Raw genomic sequence first — 17,768 nt, 5'->3', positions numbered from 1 at the left:
GAGTTCTCGCAATTTATTTTAGATTTTGACAAGTTTAAGATAAACCTATTTTATAGATCTAACGGAATCGTGCCGAGTTCTCATCCATTTTCAGGATATGCCTTCGGCGACCTACTTTTCTTTCGGGAAAAGTAGGCAAAACCATTTGTCATCTGCAAAACCTGTTCACTTCTTTCATTTTTTTCTTTTGATCAAGTGTACGAAGCCTTGTATTTTATTTATACCACGCAGGTCGCAGATGACATTTCCGAGTATCGAAAAGTGTGATCAGGCCAATGGTAAATTTTGAAATAGCAACAAATGAGGTAAAGGATGACCGATTTATTTGATTTAGAACATCTATGGCATCCTTATACTTCGATGTTAAATCCTCTGCCAACCTTTAAAGTCAAACGTGCCTATGGTGCGACCATCGAACTGGAAGATGGGCGAACTTTAGTTGATGGTATGTCGTCATGGTGGTGTGCAATTCATGGCTATAACCATCCTGAACTGAACCAAGCGGTTTCAAATCAATTACAGAACATGGCGCATATCATGTTCGGTGGTTTGACCCATGAACCTGCGATTGAATTAGGCAAATTATTATTAAAAATAACACCACCAAGTTTAGATAAGATTTTTTACGCAGATTCAGGCTCTGTTTCAGTAGAAGTGGCCTTAAAAATGGCAGTGCAATATTGGGTTGCATTGAATCAACCAGAGAAAACCAATTTTATTACTACTCGTTCTGGTTATCATGGGGATACCTGGAATGCGATGTCTGTGTGCGATCCAGTCACGGGGATGCATCAGATTTTTGGCACGAGTTTACCAAATCGATTTTTTGTTCCCGCGCCCCAAAGCCGTTTTGATGGCGAGTGGAACCCTCAAGATATTCAGGAACTCAAGCAACAGATTGAACAGCATCATCACAGTATTGCTGCACTGATTATTGAGCCGATTGTACAGGGTGCGGGCGGCATGCGTTTTTATCATCCTGAATATTTACGTCAAGCCAAAGTTTTGTGTGAGCAATATAATCTATTGTTGATCTTTGATGAGATCGCAACAGGTTTTGGGCGTACAGGTAAAATGTTTGCTTGGGAACATGCACAAGTTGAACCCGATATTATGTGTATCGGTAAAGGTTTAACAGGTGGTTATATGACTTTGTCTGCGACATTAACTACCAAACAAGTGGCTGAAACCATTAGTCGTGGCGAAGCAGGTGTATTTATGCACGGCCCAACCTTTATGGCGAATCCATTGGCTTGTGCGGTTGCCTTGAGAAGTACCCAATTATTGGTTGAGCAAGACTGGCAAGCCAATATTCAACGGATTGAAAAGATTCTGATTGAACAATTAATAGATTTAGCTCAGCTTGATCATGTCGCTGATGTACGGGTTTTAGGGGCAATTGGTGTAGTTGAATTAACCACAAATGTTGATATGAAAACCTTACAACAGCAGTTTGTGGAACGCGGGATCTGGGTACGGCCATTTGGAAAATTGGTCTATGTGATGCCGCCGTATGTGATTAGCGACGATGAATTGAACTATTTATTAACACAGCTGATTGAAGTAGTGAAAAGCATGCAGGGAGTCAATGCCAATGTCCTTGCTTGATCATTATGCCGAGCAACTTGACCAGCTCAAACAACAAGGGAATTTTCGTCAATTTACTTCAAATCAACAGCAGGGAAAATGGATTACGATCCAAGATCGGACCATGTTGAATTTGGCATCCAATGATTATTTGGGCTTAGCCGCTGATTTAAGTTTAAGAGAAGAATTTCTCGATACATTGAAAATCGAACGTGTATTGTTTAGTTCATCGTCATCGCGCTTACTGACTGGTAATTTTGCAGAATATGAACAATTTGAAAATAGCCTAAGTAAATCATTTGGTCGTGCTGCCTTACTTTTTAATAGCGGTTACCACATGAATATCGGCATCTTACCTGCTTTGGCGGATAGTAAAACTGTGATTCTGGCTGATAAATTGGTACATGCCAGTATGATTGATGGGATTCGGTTATCAACCGCTCAATATGTGCGTTATCGACATAATGATTTGCAGCATCTGGAACAAATATTGCAGAAGTATCATCAAGATGAGCAAATTGAACGCATTATTGTGGTGACTGAAAGTATTTTTAGTATGGATGGCGATGAGACAGATTTAGCTGCATTGGCTCAGCTAAAACAACGCTTTTCCAAAACCATGTTGTATGTTGATGAAGCGCATGCCATTGGCGTAAGAGGAGAGCAAGGTCTGGGTTGTGCCGAGCAATATGGGGTGCTGGATCAGATCGATTTCTTGGTTGGAACCTTTGGTAAGGCGATTGCGTCTGTGGGTGGCTATATTATTTGTGATTCAATCATCCGTGATTATCTCATCAATAAAATGCGACCATTGATTTTCAGTACTGCATTGCCCCCAATTTCGATGGCATGGTCTGATTTTATCTTTAACAAAGTTTTGAATATGCAACAACAGCGCCAGTATTTGGCTGAAATGAGTCAGTATTTACAGCAGGCGGTGATTGCAAAAGGTTTTTCAAGCCCGTCGAGTAGTCATATTATTCCGATTATTCTTGGGGAAAGCCAAACAGCAATTGAAAAAGCACGCTTTGTACAGCAACAGGGTTTTTATGCTATGCCCGTACGTCCACCAACCGTGCCACAGAATAGTTCACGCTTACGTATCTCGTTGACATCTATGGTGCAAAAAAATGAATTGGAACAATTGGTGGAGTGTTTGTGAGCATTAATAAAGCACTGGTTGCGCAGCGTTTCGCCAAAGCAGGGCAAAGCTATGTTGAGCATGCGGTCATACAAAAGCAGATTAGTGTACAGCTATTTGAATATATCAAAGTCTATTGTCCACAATCCTTAGCCTCTGTGCTTGAGATTGGCTGCGGTTCAGGCAATTTAACCCATCTGTTTCAGTCTCATTTTCAAGTTGAGCAACTATTTTTAAATGATTTATATGCAGATGTAGAGCAGCATTTTTTAAGCGTCGACAAGATCAATTGGTTGATCGGTGATATTGAACAGCTTGAATTACCTAGTGGATTAGATGCGGTGATCTCAAGTTCAGCATTACAGTGGATGATTGATTTGCCTGCTTTATTACAACGGATTCATTTTGCGTTAAAACCAAATGCCTATTTTTGTTTTTCTAGCTTTGGTCCTGACAATTTAACCGAAATTAAGCAGTTAACAGGACAGGGGTTAAATTATGTCGATTTGGATAGTTTGCAACAGCAGCTTGAACAACAAGGTTTTGAAGTGCTGTTCATACACCAAGATCATAAGCAGCGTTATTTTGATCATCCGAAATTGATATTGCAGCATTTAAAGGCGACTGGCGTGACGGCAACTGCAAAGTCACACCGTTGGACTAAGCAATCTTTACAACGGTTTTATGCAGATTATGAACAGTTTCATGATGAGCAGGGTTTTCGTCTGACTTATCATCCGATTTATGTGATCGCGAGGACAGCAGCATGAGTGCAGCAATTTATTTTGTCAGTGGTATTGATACTGAGATTGGTAAAACTTATGCCACAGGTTATCTTGCCAAGCTTTGGACCGAACAAGGTCAATGTGTGATTACCCAGAAGTTGGTGCAAACAGGGAATGTAGATATCTCAGAAGATATTGAAAAGCATCGTGAAATTATGGGCAGTGGCTGGTTTCAGGAAGACCATGACAAACTGACTATGCCTGAAATTTTTACATATCCAGCCTCACCCCATTTAGCAACGCGTCTGGATGGGCGAGATTTAGATTTTGCCAAGATTGAAGCTGCGACTAAACAACTTGCCCAGCGTTTTGATGTGGTACTTTTGGAAGGTGCGGGTGGTTTGATGGTGCCTTTGACCACTGAACTATTGACCATTGATTATATTGTGCAGCATCAATTTCCTGTGATTTTAGTGACTTCTGGACGTTTGGGTAGTATTAATCATACTTTATTGAGTTTAGAGGCTTTAAAACAGCGTGGTTTGAGTTTGCATGCTTTGGTGTATAACTTAAAGGATGAGTCGAAAGACCCACTTATTTCAAAAGATACGGCTGATTATTTAAAAGCTTATTTAGCAAAGCATTTTCCTGATGCGCAATGGATTGAATTGGAAAAATTCTAATTTAATTCATTAAGTTTAGAATCTTATTCAATAAGAGGAACCGCAGTGTCTTCCCGAGTTTCTCTAATGAATACCACATGATCTTACTTTTCAGGGATGAAAAGTAACAAAAATCCTTTGTAGGGTTGACGGTATATCCTTATAACGCATCCCTACGGGTAGCATCCATGCCGCCGTCACGATAGCGAATAGATTTTGGAAGCGATTTAACTAATAAATTTAAGGTGACTAACAATGAATAAAAAGAATTTTATTTTTATAACCCTCTGCCTGTCAGGTCTAGTCTCGCCAACTCATGCTGTCACACCTAGCGATAAGACCATTATGAGTTGGATTACTAACTTTCAAGATTCAAATGCCAGTCCACCTCAAGCCATTCAGATCGATTCTACCGAAGCAGTAAAGCTGATCTCGGGAGAGGAAGCTTATCTATCGGGTGTAAGTTTTGAAAATGCGGGACGTAACTTTTGGGCTGGTTATGTGCTAACCCGGCCAAAATTAAAGCAGGCGCGAATCTTAAAAGAGTTTGGCGGTCAATCGAATAGCTTCACAGTACATTCCACTGTTTATAAAGGTAAACCGATTCAACTGGTAGAAATTGAAAGTGCAGGTTCAGGACAGGGGACTGTTGAGTCGAGTAAAAGTCTGGTTTATTTAAATCAATGGACGAGTAAGCTGATTGCAGAGGTCGAAGAATCTTCCTATGAAGGGCGCTATGATGACAAATTAGGTGCAGAGGATTGCCGAACGGGTCGTGATAATTCGGGCTATTTAAATGTCATGCCTTATGCCCCTTATGTTGTTCAGACTACAGTCACAGGGAATGCCTGTAATAATAAACCCCAAGGCTATAAAGTAAGCAGCAAGTTGATTCCTATAGTGATCACTGAAATAAAATAAAAAAAGCTAACAAGCGAACTTGTTAGCGCAGGAGTAAGTTAGTTGTTATTGGATTTAATTTATTGTTCTCGTTTTTTAGTTATTACTGACAATGCCGATTTTAGTGACATTGGTTTGTTGAGCCAGCGCCATGACCATCGCGATATTTTTATACTCCGCTTGTGCATCAGGCTTAAATTTAATTTGATCTTGATCAGCTTTTTGAGCTACAGATTCGAATAAAACTTTGAGTGCCTGACGGTCTGCAACGGCTTGATCATTCCAGAAAATATGTCCTTGTGCATCGACACGCAGGTTGATCGTTTCTGGTGGTTTCTGATCAGTTGGTGGCGGTGGCGCGCCATTCGGTAAGTTGATGTTAATGGCATTATTCGGAATCGGGATAGTGATAATGAACATAATCAACAACACCAGCATGACGTCAATCAGTGGTGTCATGTTGACGTCGAGCATCACATCTTCTTCATCATTTTTTGAACCCACATTCATACCCATGTGTGATTCCTCCTGTTATGGCGAAGTCGCAGGCGGAGTGGTGACAAATGCAATTTTGCCAATACCCGCTTGCTGAGTTGTACTAATCACTTGATCAATCGCTTCATAATGAGTCAGTTGATCGCCACGAATATGAACTTCAGGCTGCGGACGTTTTTGCGCTTCAGCTTGTAAACGAGCAAGTAAAGTTTCTTTATTTGCAACATGTTGTTCATTCCAGAAAATATCGCCTGTTTTATTCACAGAGAGCTGAATATTCTGTGGTGTCGTGGCATAAGGTGTATTTTTTTCTTCAGGTAGTTTTACGGGAACCGTATGCGTGACCACTGGAACTGTGATTAAAAAGATAATCAGCAGTACCAGCATGATGTCGACTAACGGTGTCGTGTTAATCGTCCCAATGACATCATCATCACTTTGATCTGAATTAATCATCATGCCCATAATGATGTTCCTTATTTAGAATCACGGTTTGGGTGGTTGCCGTTTAAGTCACCGCTGAGTAAGACTGCGTGTAGATCTGAACCAAATGAACGAACATTGTCCATCACGGCTTTATTCCGTCGAGTTAACCAGTTATAGCCCAATACAGCAGGTACTGCGACCGCAAGACCAATCGCTGTCATAATCAAGGCTTCACCCACAGGGCCAGCCACTTTATCAATTGACGCTTGGCCTGAAATACCAATTGCAGTAAGGGCATGATAAATTCCCCAAACCGTTCCGAATAAGCCAACAAATGGTGCTGTTGAACCGACTGTTGCAAGGAAGGCTAGGCCATTACTGAGATGACTTTGTACTTTTTCAATGGCACGTTGAATTGAAATGGTCACCCATGTATTGAAATCAATACGTTCTAGTAAAGTGCCATCATGGTGTTTGGTTGAGCGAATGCCTTTTTCTGCAATATAACGATAGCTACTGTTTGCATTTAAGCTGTCGGCTGCACTATTTAAAGATTCCGCTTCCCAGAAATTACGTTCCGCTTCAGTGGCATGACGTTTGATTTTACTTTGCTGAAAGACTTTAGACAGAATGATGTACCAAGTGCCAATCGACATTAGCACTAAGATAAATAGGGTTGATTTTGCAACTAAATCACCTTCACGCCAGAGCGCTTCTAAACCATAAGGGTTGTGTACTTTTTCAACTGTTGCAGGTAATGGTGGCGGGGTTGGTGCTGCTTGTGCTGCTGCGGCATCAGTCGCTACAGTCGTTACTGCTGTGGTTTGCGTGGTTTCATCTGCCCAGACTGTTGCAACTGGAAGTAAGGTACTACCTGCGATGAGGCCAATTGCTGCGATTCGAGAAATACGTTTTGCTGTGTTTGTCATCTTTAAATTCTCCAAAAATTTGTTTGTTCAATGCATTTATTTAGGAAATCGTGAATGGATATTCGATTTCGTACCATTCTTGTTGTGGTACACCGTCTTTCATCGCTGCTTTAAAAGTACACAGGCTATAAGCTTTAATCGCTGCTTTATCTAAGCTTTTACTGCCACTCGATTTTTTAACTTTTGAGTCAATGACTTTGCCTGAACCATCAACCAGTACACGAATACGCACAGTGCCTTCTTCTTCATTCATCAAGGCTTCACGTGGATATTCAGGTTTTTGACAACCTGCCTCACCTTCTGAAACACCGCGTGAAATTCCTGCTGGTTTAGCTGGAGCCGCAGGTGCGGCAGGCGCTGTTGGAGCAGCAACGGGACTCGGGCTTGCTGCTGCCGGGGTAGGTGTCGGCGTTGCAACTGCTGTTTTGGTGGGTTGAGCAGGTGCTGGTTTTTGCACAGGTGTGACTTTCTCCACCTGTTTAGGTGGGTCAGGCATCTTGGCTACTTTTTCGACCATTTTCGGTGGCTCTAGCGGCTTTTCTTTAGGTTCCTCAGGCTTTGGAGGCGGTGGTGGTTTGATGTCCTGAATAATCTGTAGTTCTACAGGCTTATCGACAGGCTTGGTAAAGTCAGTCGCTAAACTTGTCATCAGAATATAGGCGATAATGAGATGTAGAAATAACACCAGACCAATACCGACAAGGCGTTTGGCAGGTTGATTTTCATTCTCAGAAAAGGGTATGCCCATAATTACTCCTGAAATTGTAATCATGGATTCATCGTCGTTTGGAGGATGGAACCAATTTAAAATTGATCCTGACCGCTTTAATTTTTGATGAATCAGAAGATTACGGTAAACCACTACGACAGAAGGAACATCATGTCGTAGTGGCGAAACACATTAAAATTTATAAGTACCGCGGGCGAAGTAGGTACGACCAGTTGGATCGCTGAAGCGAGGGTCATAACCATACTGGAAGTTAGTGACTGTATTGGAAACCGTTGGATCTTCATCAAACAGGTTTTTAATACCAAGTGTTAAATCTAGGTTTTTAAAACCTTTGTAAGTCCCAGAAACGTTATAAACGGTATAGTCACTTACGCGATGATTCTTATAGCCATCGGCGAGATTGTCAGAGTTTTGATCTTTGTACCCACTTGTGAATTGTTGCTGGAAGTTCAGAGACCAATTTTCGTAGTACCAATTTAGGTTTGCAACATGCTTCCAGCGAATCGTTGGCCCACCATTACTGATCGGGCTATTATCTTTATACGCCCCTAGGTTGCTAAACCATTCACCATCTTTCTCGGTTTGGTAATCGTATTTCGTGATATAGGTTCCATCAATACCAAAACCAAATCGACCAGTAGAGGTTACAGGAGTTAGATAATTCAAACCAAGGTCAATACCTTCTGTTTTAATATTTCCCATGTTTTGCATGGTTGTGATGACATAGTCGATTGAACCATCTGTCTTACGTACGAATTTGTCTTGGTACTTGTTTGGATCAGCAAAAATGGCAGCAGAATCAAGTGCAGAAATTTGATTTCTGATTTCAACATTGTAGTAATCTAGAGAAAACACAAGATTCTTGATTGGTTCTAATACGAAACCAGCTGTAATAGAAGTTGATTTTTCTGGTTCTAAGCTTTTATTCCCCCCTTGCATACGATCAAATTGTTGACCACAGTCCCGAGCTTTTACTCCACCTAATTGTGCATTTGGTACCCCATTTGGGCATAGCACAGGATCATCGCTGACAGGTGCGAGTGTTCTACTATTACTTTTATTAATTTCATAAAGTGTTGGAGCGCGGAAGCCTGTACTGTAAGAGGTTCGGAACATTAATTGTTTAATCGGTTCCCAACGTAAAGCAATTTTAGGATTAACGGTGCTACCTACATCACTATAGTTATCATAACGAGCGGCAATTTGTGCTTCTAAAGTTTTATGTAGTGGGATATGGAACTCTGTAAATGCTGAGCTAATATCACGTTTGCCTTCTTGGCTAGGATTATCTGGATCTGCACCAACGCTTGGAAGTCGTTCGGCAAGTTCTGAATTTACGTCTGAATTCCATTTGTCATGACGGAAACTACCACCAAAGGCAAAACCAACATCACCAGCAGGGAGAGTATAGATTGGACGACTTACAGTGAAATCTGCAGTTGTTGATTCTAATTTAGCAGTATTGTATTTACCTGAAAGAGAGAGTTTATTCCAAATCTCAGGGTCATCTCCAGCTGCTTGAGGCCCAAATGGATTTAATTTGCCATTATCTAAAGCAGATTGTACAGCTGCTTTATCTAAATAACCGCCTAATGCGCTATCTGATGCTTTACTTTGTGCATAAGTAATACCTGCATTAATGTCCCAACCTGCCGCTTCACCTTCAATTCCAGCAAATAAACGATGTGATTCATTTTCCGATTCACTGATTCGATTACCTGCTTGAGAACGCAAAGAGAGTTGTAATGGGTCTCCGCTAATACCTGTGACATTTGGGACAATGCCTTTACCTGGATAATATTTACTAGTGTTGCTGATAGTTACTTTGTTATTGCCATTATAGACATCGGGAGCAATTGCAGACGTTACTTTATTTTTTGCGTAGACATATTCACCAATCGCATTGAAGCTATCATTCAATTTATAAGTAAGACGTCCCATCGCTGAAATATCTTCAGTTTCAGGAACAATACCAATTAAACGTTGAGTGTTTAATAAGCATACGCCATCTTCAGAAGAGGTACCTTCATAGCCTCCACAATTGGAAGCAGCATAAGGATTGCCGCCAATTTTACTGGTTGGATCATAGAAGTTAGCAGGGAATGAACCTGTACTACGTGCATCTAAGCCAATCTCAGGAATTAAACTTCCTTTGGCACTCAGTTTGCGGTCTTTGGCCATAATATCGTTGGAACGACGGTAATCGATAACACCGAAAACATTAAAACCATTGTCTTCTAGATCACCATAACCACCGAAAATACTCACATCTTGAGTATCCCCCCCTTTTTGCTCAGGCTGGGTTAATCCACCACTAATATTCAGTCCTGTGAATTGTTTTTTAGTAATAAAATTGATAACACCACCGATGGCATCAGTACCGTAAATTGCAGATGCGCCATCGCGGACAATCTCAATACGTTCCAGCATGGCAAGTGGAATAATATTTAAGTTGGTCACACCACTATCAAATGCATTGGCTGCCAAACGACGTCCATTGAGTAGAATCAATGTTTTATTTTCGCCAACACCACGTAAATTTGCTGTTGCACCGGAAGTGTTACCTCGACCAACATTCTGAGAAGTGGTAAATCCAGCTTGGTTAGCAGTAATTTTAGTTAGTGCTTCTTCTGTGGTTGTGATCCCTTGTTTCAGAATTTCGTCTACTTTGACAATGGTAATGGGTGAGGCACTCTGGGCCGCAACGCCTTTAATGGAAGAACCTGTAACTGCAACTTTTACGACTTTGGCTGCTTTTTCCTCTGATGGTGACTCGGCCTCAGCAGCGTGAGCCATGGTTAAACACAACATACTTAAACTAAGCGTACTGAGTTTGAGTATGGTTTTGCCCGCTTTTGGCAGAGCAGTTGGTTGAGCGAAGTTGGCTTTTTTCATTGATTATTTAACCCCTAAATGGATTGCCACTCTAAAAATTCAATAAATCCGTTTTAGCAAGAGCTGTGCCAAACCCTATTTTTAGATTTCGCTTAATGTAGATTAAATTATGTAAAAGTGTTTTAGTTTTTATATATAAGCTTTTCATATTTTTACTAAATATTAAAAAAATGAAATAATTTTAAATTTTTGTTGGTTACCATAAAGTTCCAAATAATGCATTGTTTTGCAGTGCATTAAAATGAATCATAAAGTTTTATTTTTGCTTTTTTATGGTGCATAAAGTCTTTTACTGCTATAAAACATTAGGTTTGTTATTTTTATTTCATTGAAATAGAAAATAATATATAAAAATATGATTTGGCATAAAGTTACTTTTATTTAAGATGCGTGAAAATTTAGTCTGCTTGAAATATTTTTTGATCAAAAAATAGACTAATTTTTTTATTTGAAAAGTGGCATGAAATTCGCTAGGTAATTTTCGGTATTTAAGGGGTTTTTCTTTTGACTTAATTTTTCCAACTGGTAAAACATCATTAAATAAATGATTTTTTGATAAAAAATTGGAATAAGTAACGCTGAAAGGGAAACGGTTGTAGTGTTGAATGCTATGCGAAAGTCTAGTATTTATTAAAAAACGATAATGTGAGCATTGATTTGAAGTCAACTTTTTTTACGGTCACTGTATTATCAACCGTTATTGCATTTATGCCGATGGGGTATGCAAAAACGCCTGCTCAGGCAAATAAAGTACTCCATGTTGCTTTTGAAGCTCCAGATGATGGTTTTGATATGGTTAAAACTTTTAATTTTTACAGCGGGAATGTAGCCGATGTGATTTTTGAAAGATTACTTCAATATGATTATCTCGCTAACCCAGTAAAATTGGTTCCATCGACAGCAGAAAGCCTTCCTGTGATTGAGAAAAATGGGCAGGTTTATATATTTAAAATAAAGCCAGGTATTTATTTTACCGATGATCCTGCTTTTAAAGGCAAGCGCAGAGAATTGGTTGCAGAGGATTATGTTTATTCCATTAAGCGAATATTAGACCCTAAAAATCATGCGTCATCATTTTCTTTTATTGATAATAAAATTGTGGGTGCAAATGCACTGGTTGATCAAGCCAAAAAAACAGGAACCTTTAACTACGATGCCCAGATTGCAGGAATCAAGGCATTGGATAAATATACAATTCAATTTACGCTGACACAACCTGATTACAATTTTTCCTATATTTTGGCGTACAGTACTTTTGGTGCGACAGCGCGAGAAGTAGTTGAATACTATAAAGATCGTTTAGCGATGCATCCTGTGGGTACAGGGCCATACATGCTGAGTAAATATGTACCCCGCAGTAAGATCGAACTGGTTGCCAATCCTGATTATCGTGGTTTTGTCTGGAATTTTAAATCGACAGGCACTGCGTGGGATAATCAACTCGTCAAAGAAATGAGTGGCAAGCAAATGCCACAAATTGGCAAGGTCAATATCAGCATTATTGAAGAAGAACAATCACGTTGGCTCGCTTTTCAGTCTAAACAGCTTGATTTTGACAAAGTGACAGATAATGCAATTCCTAAAGTGCTCGACCCAAATAACCAGTTAAAAGCAGCGATGCAAAAGCAGGGCATACGACTCTACGCCAATAAAGAGGCGGAGATTACCTATTCCATGTTGAATATGCGTGATCCTGTCGTTGGTGGTAATAGTCTGGATAAAATTGCGTTAAGACGCGCAATCGCAATGTCTTTTAATGTCAATGAGTATATTCGTATTTTAAGAAAAGGACAGGCAGTTAAAGCTGAAATGCTGGTGCCAGATGGTATCAGTGGACATAATCCGAATTATCGTAGCAGTATTGGTTACAATCCAGTTTTAGCCAACAAATTACTCGATCATTTTGGGTATAAAAAAGGAGTGGATGGCTATCGCAATCTACCAAATGGCAAGCCTCTAACTTTAAAAATCAATACAGAAACAGGCTCTGCGAAGGTGATATCTTCAGAGCTTTGGAAAAAAAGCTTGGATGCGATAGGCATTCGGGCTGATTTTAAAATCAGTAATTTTGCCGATAACTTAAAAGCAGCGACGCAATGTCAATACATGATGTGGAGCGGTGCGTGGCATGCGGATTATCCAGAGGGTGAGAACTTCACGCAATTACTCTATGGCCCGAATGTTGGACGTGGTAATCAATCCTGTTATCAGTCAGCTGCTTATGACAATTTATATAAACAGGCGATGCAGCAACCACCTGAAAAACGTACACCTTTCTATGAAAAAATGAGCCGCCAAATTGAAGCAGATGGAACGTGGATTTTGCAAGATACACGGATTCGTAACTGGTTGATCCAACCAGAAGTTCAGGGTTTTAAAGCACATCCAATTATGAATACCAATTGGCAATACTTAGATATTGTTTCACCAAGTGAAAAATAAGTGATACATGTATGATGAAACAAAATTTTAAATTTTCGATATCACCTTACGGTTTGGCATTGTTACTGGGGGCAACCACAAGTTTTGGAGTCTCTGTTGCAGAGGCGAAAAGTCCAGCAGATCCGAAAAAAGTGCTGCGTTATGCTTTTCCTGTGGCAGAAACGGGTTTTGATCCTGTTGCCACACAAGATCTATATTCAGCACATGTGCTGTATTCTATTTTTGAAACACTTTATACCTATGACTATTTGGCCTCACCTGCAAAACTGGTTCCGAAAACAGCCGTTGCTTTACCTGAAGTCAGTGCGGATGGTTTGACGTATACCATTCGGGTCAAGAAAGGGATTTATTTCACCCCTGATCCAGTGTTTAAGGGCAAGCCAAGAGAACTCACCGCAGCAGATTATGCTTATTCATTTAAACGTCTCATCGATCCCAATCTACATTCACCAAATAGTTGGTTATTTGAAGATAAGCTGGTAGGGATTGAACCATTGATTCAACAGGCGGGTAAAACAGGGAAATTTAATTACGATCAGCCAATTGCAGGCATACAAACACCCGATCGCTATACTTTGGTGATTCGTTTAAGAGAGCCGAATCATAATTTTCCAATGCTTTTGGCGCATCAACCCACTGGTGCTGTCGCAAGAGAAGTGATTGAGCATTATCGAGATAAAGCCGGTTATGTAATGGGACGTCCAGTTGGAACAGGGCCTTACGTACTTGCGCATTGGACACCAGGTTCACGCATTATTCTGAAAGCAAATCCAGATTATCGTGGTTTTACATGGGACTTTAAGGCCAGCAATCCAGAAGACCAAAAAATCGTGCAGCAGATGCAAGGCAAAAAAATGCCACAGGTGGGTGTGGTCGATATTCAGGTGATCGAGGAATCGCAATCGGGTTGGCTATCTTTTCAAAAAGATGGCTTAGACTTATTTACCTTGGATGGGGAATTGCCAGTACAGGCATTGCAAGCGGATGGTTCATTAAAACCTGAACTCGCCAAGAAGGGCATCCAACTGTCTCGAATCCTAGATCCATCGATTGATTATCTGTATTGGAATATCCAAAACCCCGTAGTCGGTGGCCGCAGTAAAGACAAAATTGCACTACGCCGTGCAATGTCTATGGCCATTTCCAAAGAAAAATTTATTACGATTTTGGCCAAAGGTAATGCCCAAAAATTAGAATCTCCAATCCCGTTTGGTGTAGCAGGACACGATCCAAATTATAAGAGCAGCATTCCTTATTCGGTCAAGGCAGCCAATCTTTTATTGGATCGCTACAATTATAAAGTCGGCAAGGATGGTTGGCGGACTCTACCTGATGGTAAGCCGTTGGTGATTGAGTTTATGCCTTCAACCAGCAGTGCCCGTAGTATGCAAATGGCAGAATTGCTGAAAAAAGATCTCACCAATATCAAGATCAATATGGTATCGAAACCAGTCCCATTTGCTGAAGGCTTAAAGGCAGAAAAGCAATGTAAGACTATGTTTAAGGCCTCTGCTTGGATTGCAGACTATCCTGATGCGGACAATTTTGTACAGTTGTTCTATGGCAACAATATTCATGCAACCAACCATACCTGTTTTAAATTACCTGAATATGATCGCTTATATGAGCAATCTCAGAAACTCGATGATGGACCTGAGCGGGATGCGCTGTATCGCAAAATGTCACGTCTTTTAGAGTTTTATTCGCCAGTACAATTTATGTCTACCCGTTACCGTACGGTCGTCGTACAACCACGTGTCATTGGCTATAAAAAGCATCCAGTGCTGCCTGCAGAGTGGATGTACATCGATATTCAAGATAAGAAATAACAAACAAATTAAATTGGAGAAAAAGCATGGCGAAAAAAATGTTGAAATTATCAACCCTTGGTTTGTTATCGATGGCTGTAACAGCGATCAGCCAAGGTGCATGGGCTGCTGAAAATACACGAACCACATTACCCATTTTAAAAACCAGCGCTAGTGCGCAGTGGTGTGATGCCAATATACAGACGTTAAAACAAAGTATTGCTCAACTGGAAAAGCAAAGTATTAAAGCTCAGTCCGATGCGGCACCTGTATTGGCAGAGTGGGATCGGTTGATGGCAACAGTTGAGGATTTTGCTGGACCGATTAGCTTATATAGCAATGTTGATCCTGATGCCAGCTTACGTAAGGCAGCTGAAGACTGTGAAGTAAAATTGAATCAGTTACAAACCGAAATTTATCAAAATCCGAAACTGTACCAGCGATTTAAAAATACCAAAGCAATTGATCCGATTGATCGTAAATATCGTCAGGATATTCTCGATGCGTTTGAAGATACAGGGGTGCAACTTCCGCCCGAAAAAAGAACCCGTGTCAAAACTATTTTTGATGAGTTAACTAAACTCTCGCAAGAATTCTCTCGCAATATCCGTGATAATCCAGAAAAGTTAGAGTTTACACCTGCTGAGCTGAAGGGCTTGCCTGACAGTTATATTTCAGGTTTAAAGAAAAATGAAAAAGGCAATTATTTATTAGGATTTGAATATCCTGAATACCAACCGTTTATGGAGTTGGCGGACAGTGATGATGCTCGAAAACGTTATCAGACCGCATTTACGCGTCGGGGGACTGAAAAGAATCTGGTCTTGCTCAAGCAAATCATCGATTTACGTTATGAATTGGCACAGTTATTTGGTCAGCCAAGTTATGCCGACTGGGCATTAAAGAAACGTATGGCGAAAACGCCAAAAACAGTCAATAACTTTTTGGCTGATGTGCATAAAGTCGTGGCACCTTTAGAGCAAAAAGAGGTCGATGAGTTACGTGCATTTAAAGCAAAAACCTTAAATACCTCTTTGGATAAAGCTGAAATTAATCGTTGGAATGTGGGGTATTGGAGCGAAAAACTACGTAAAGATAAATATCAGATTGACCAAGAAAAACTCCGCGATTATTTCCCGACGCTTGCTGCACAAAAGTGGTTATTTGCAATTTCTTCTGACTTATATGGTATTGAGTTCAAGCCTGCCAAAGTCGATACATGGCAAGACGAAGTTGAATATTATGATGTTACGGATAAAAAAACAGGTGAAGTGCTAGGTGGCCTGTACATGGATAAATTTCCACGTGAAGGTAAATATGGTCATGCGGCCGTGTGGGGCGTATATGGCGGTAGCACTTTAAGCAAGCGTAAGCCAATTTCAGTCTTGGTCACTAACTTTAACCGTAAAGGTTTAAATAGCGATGAGTTAGAAACATTTGTGCATGAGTTTGGTCATGCGCTACATGGCATTTTATCGAAGACCCGTTATTCAGGTCAGTCGGGTACATCTGTAGAGCGTGACTTCGTTGAAGCACCATCACAAATGTATGAAGAATGGGCACGCCGTAAAGAAACATTATCTAAAGTTGCTGATTATTGTGATCCAGCTTGTCCTCGGATAGATGATGCGCTCATTGCTCGTTTGAAGTCGGTACACAATTATGGACGCGGTATGCGCTATGCACGTCAAACCCTTTATGCACAATACGACATGGCATTACATGGGGCAGACGCACTCAAAGTACAGCCACTGAATGTTTGGAAAAAAATGGAATCGGCAACTGCTCTGGGCTATGTGCCGAATACAGAATTCCCTGGTCAGTTTGGGCATTTGATGGGTTATCAAGCGGGTTATTATGGCTATATGTGGTCGGAAGTTTTGGCGCTTGATATGTTGTCTGCTTTTGGCGATAACTTGAATAATCCAGAAGTTGGGCAGCGTTATCGTCAAGCCATTCTTTCACAAGGCAGTCAAAAAGATGCAGCTCAACTGGTGAAAGACTTTTTAGGTCGAGAACCTGATAACAAAGCATTCTTTAATGAAATCACAGGTCAACGGGTCAAATAAGGATTTGCCATTATGCTCGCTTATGTCGTACGCAGACTATGGCAAATGATCCCGACCATGTTGGGTGTCATTTTGCTCATTTTCTTTCTTTTTAACTGGGTGGGGGGAGATCCTGCATATATTTTGGCAGGTAAAATGTCGAACCCAGAGCAAATTGATAACATCCGTAAACAGTTGGGTGTTGATCAACCCTACTATGTGCAGTTGTGGATTTTTATCAAGCAGATTCTGACTTTTGATTATGGCGCAAGTTGGAGTACGGGAGAACCTGTATCACAGATTATCCTGACCCGTTTAGGGCCTTCATTGACTTTATTGATTCCGCTCACGATTTTACAAACGGTGATTTCAATTATCCTCGCTTTAGCCGTTGCTTCAGTTCGTGGATCACTGACAGATCGTATGGTGATGATGTTATGTACCATTGGCATGTCGATCAGTATTTTAGTTTATATCATCGTGTTCCAGTATGTATTGGCATACCAACTCAGTTGGTTCCCCGTACAGGGCTGGAGTGATAGTTTTAGCCAAAATTTATTCCATTATGCATTGCTGCCGATCTTAATCATGTTGGTGGTGAGTATTGCCCCAACTTTACGTTTGTATCGTAGTTTTGTGCTAGATGAAATTAATCAGGATTATGTCAGAACTGCCCGTGCCAAAGGTGTAGGTGAGTCTCGGGTACTCGGGGTGCATGTCTTGCGTAATGCCTCGATTCCAATTGTGACCGAAGTTATGGCCAGCTTACCTGCTTTGTTGATTGGGGCATTTTTGATTGAGCGATTCTTTGGTATCCCAGGCATCGGGCGTGAAATTATTATTGCGGTTGAGCGTAGTGATTTCCCTGTAATTAAGGCCATCACGGTATATATCGCTGCTGTGACCATGATTTTTAACTTGATCGCTGATCTGATTTATAAGCTCCTCGATCCTCGCGTACAGTTGAAGTAGGGGGATGA

Annotated in this window: 14 protein-coding genes; 9 read left to right on the top strand and 5 right to left on the bottom strand. The window is 40.7% G+C overall.

Translation table 11 applies throughout. The features are described from left to right. Window positions 1–312: 312 nt before the first annotated feature. The 5 genes from bioA to F909_RS09160 all read left to right on the top strand — a co-directional run bounded on the left by bioA (window position 313) and on the right by F909_RS09160 (window position 5,036). Window positions 313–1,608 (top strand): adenosylmethionine--8-amino-7-oxononanoate transaminase, encoded by a 1,296-nt coding sequence (gene bioA / locus F909_RS09140; RefSeq protein ID WP_005151106.1) that lies wholly within the window; start codon window positions 313–315, stop codon window positions 1,606–1,608. After that, window positions 1,595–2,749 carry an 8-amino-7-oxononanoate synthase gene (locus tag F909_RS09145; RefSeq protein WP_005151105.1) on the top strand — a complete coding sequence of 385 codons (1,155 nt, stop codon included), beginning with the start codon at window positions 1,595–1,597 and terminating at the stop codon, window positions 2,747–2,749. The genes bioA and F909_RS09145 overlap by 14 nt, the downstream gene beginning before the upstream one ends. Continuing rightward, window positions 2,746–3,498 carry a malonyl-ACP O-methyltransferase BioC gene (gene bioC, locus F909_RS09150; protein WP_005151104.1) on the top strand — a complete coding sequence of 251 codons (753 nt, stop codon included), beginning with the start codon at window positions 2,746–2,748 and terminating at the stop codon, window positions 3,496–3,498. The genes F909_RS09145 and bioC overlap by 4 nt, the downstream gene beginning before the upstream one ends. After that, the gene (gene bioD / locus F909_RS09155; protein WP_005151103.1) at window positions 3,495–4,136 is read left to right on the top strand and encodes a dethiobiotin synthase; all 642 of its coding nucleotides are present in this window, start codon (window positions 3,495–3,497) and stop codon (window positions 4,134–4,136) included. Before bioC ends, bioD begins: the two co-directional genes overlap by 4 nt. 234 nt (window positions 4,137–4,370) lie before the next feature. After that, the gene (locus F909_RS09160; protein ID WP_005151100.1) at window positions 4,371–5,036 is read left to right on the top strand and encodes a hypothetical protein; all 666 of its coding nucleotides are present in this window, start codon (window positions 4,371–4,373) and stop codon (window positions 5,034–5,036) included. A 75-nt stretch (window positions 5,037–5,111) separates the two neighbouring features. On the opposite strand, the gene F909_RS09165 is transcribed toward F909_RS09160, so the two are convergent. The 5 genes from F909_RS09165 to F909_RS09185 all read right to left on the bottom strand — a co-directional run bounded on the left by F909_RS09165 (window position 5,112) and on the right by F909_RS09185 (window position 10,490). Continuing rightward, a complete protein-coding gene (locus tag F909_RS09165; RefSeq protein ID WP_005151098.1) occupies window positions 5,112–5,531 on the bottom strand; it encodes an ExbD/TolR family protein in 420 nt (139 codons plus the stop codon). Window positions 5,532–5,546: 15 nt separating this feature from the next. After that, window positions 5,547–5,975 (bottom strand): ExbD/TolR family protein, encoded by a 429-nt coding sequence (locus F909_RS09170; RefSeq protein WP_005151095.1) that lies wholly within the window; start codon window positions 5,973–5,975, stop codon window positions 5,547–5,549. Window positions 5,976–5,986: 11 nt separating this feature from the next. Further along, on the bottom strand, window positions 5,987–6,865 hold the full coding sequence (locus F909_RS09175) for a MotA/TolQ/ExbB proton channel family protein (RefSeq protein WP_005151094.1): 879 nt from the start codon (window positions 6,863–6,865) through the stop codon (window positions 5,987–5,989). Between the two features lie 40 nt (window positions 6,866–6,905). Continuing rightward, on the bottom strand, window positions 6,906–7,613 hold the full coding sequence (locus F909_RS09180) for a TonB family protein (RefSeq protein ID WP_005151093.1): 708 nt from the start codon (window positions 7,611–7,613) through the stop codon (window positions 6,906–6,908). Window positions 7,614–7,766: 153 nt separating this feature from the next. Next, entirely contained in the window at window positions 7,767–10,490 is a 2,724-nt protein-coding gene (locus tag F909_RS09185; RefSeq protein WP_005151090.1) for a TonB-dependent receptor, read from the bottom strand. 657 nt (window positions 10,491–11,147) lie between these two features. Between F909_RS09185 and F909_RS09190 the strand changes: the two genes are divergently transcribed. Genes F909_RS09190 through F909_RS09205 form a run of 4 tightly spaced genes read left to right on the top strand, consistent with a single transcriptional unit; the run spans window position 11,148 to window position 17,760 of the window. After that, the gene (locus tag F909_RS09190) at window positions 11,148–12,932 is read left to right on the top strand and encodes an ABC transporter substrate-binding protein (RefSeq protein WP_005151085.1); all 1,785 of its coding nucleotides are present in this window, start codon (window positions 11,148–11,150) and stop codon (window positions 12,930–12,932) included. A gap of 14 nt (window positions 12,933–12,946) precedes the next feature. Continuing rightward, window positions 12,947–14,761 carry an ABC transporter substrate-binding protein gene (locus tag F909_RS09195; RefSeq protein WP_032877974.1) on the top strand — a complete coding sequence of 605 codons (1,815 nt, stop codon included), beginning with the start codon at window positions 12,947–12,949 and terminating at the stop codon, window positions 14,759–14,761. 26 nt (window positions 14,762–14,787) lie between these two features. Continuing rightward, window positions 14,788–16,809 carry a M3 family metallopeptidase gene (locus tag F909_RS09200; protein ID WP_005151080.1) on the top strand — a complete coding sequence of 674 codons (2,022 nt, stop codon included), beginning with the start codon at window positions 14,788–14,790 and terminating at the stop codon, window positions 16,807–16,809. Window positions 16,810–16,821: 12 nt separating this feature from the next. Further along, window positions 16,822–17,760: an ABC transporter permease gene (locus F909_RS09205; RefSeq protein WP_005151078.1), complete on the top strand. Its 939-nt coding sequence runs from the start codon at window positions 16,822–16,824 to the stop codon at window positions 17,758–17,760. Window positions 17,761–17,768 lie beyond the last annotated feature (8 nt).

The sequence above is a fragment of the Acinetobacter sp. ANC 3929 genome (assembly GCF_000369405.1).
GTDB lineage: Bacteria > Pseudomonadota > Gammaproteobacteria > Pseudomonadales > Moraxellaceae > Acinetobacter.
Note: the sequence above shows the minus strand (reverse complement) of the source record. Positions and strands in the feature narration are given on the sequence as shown.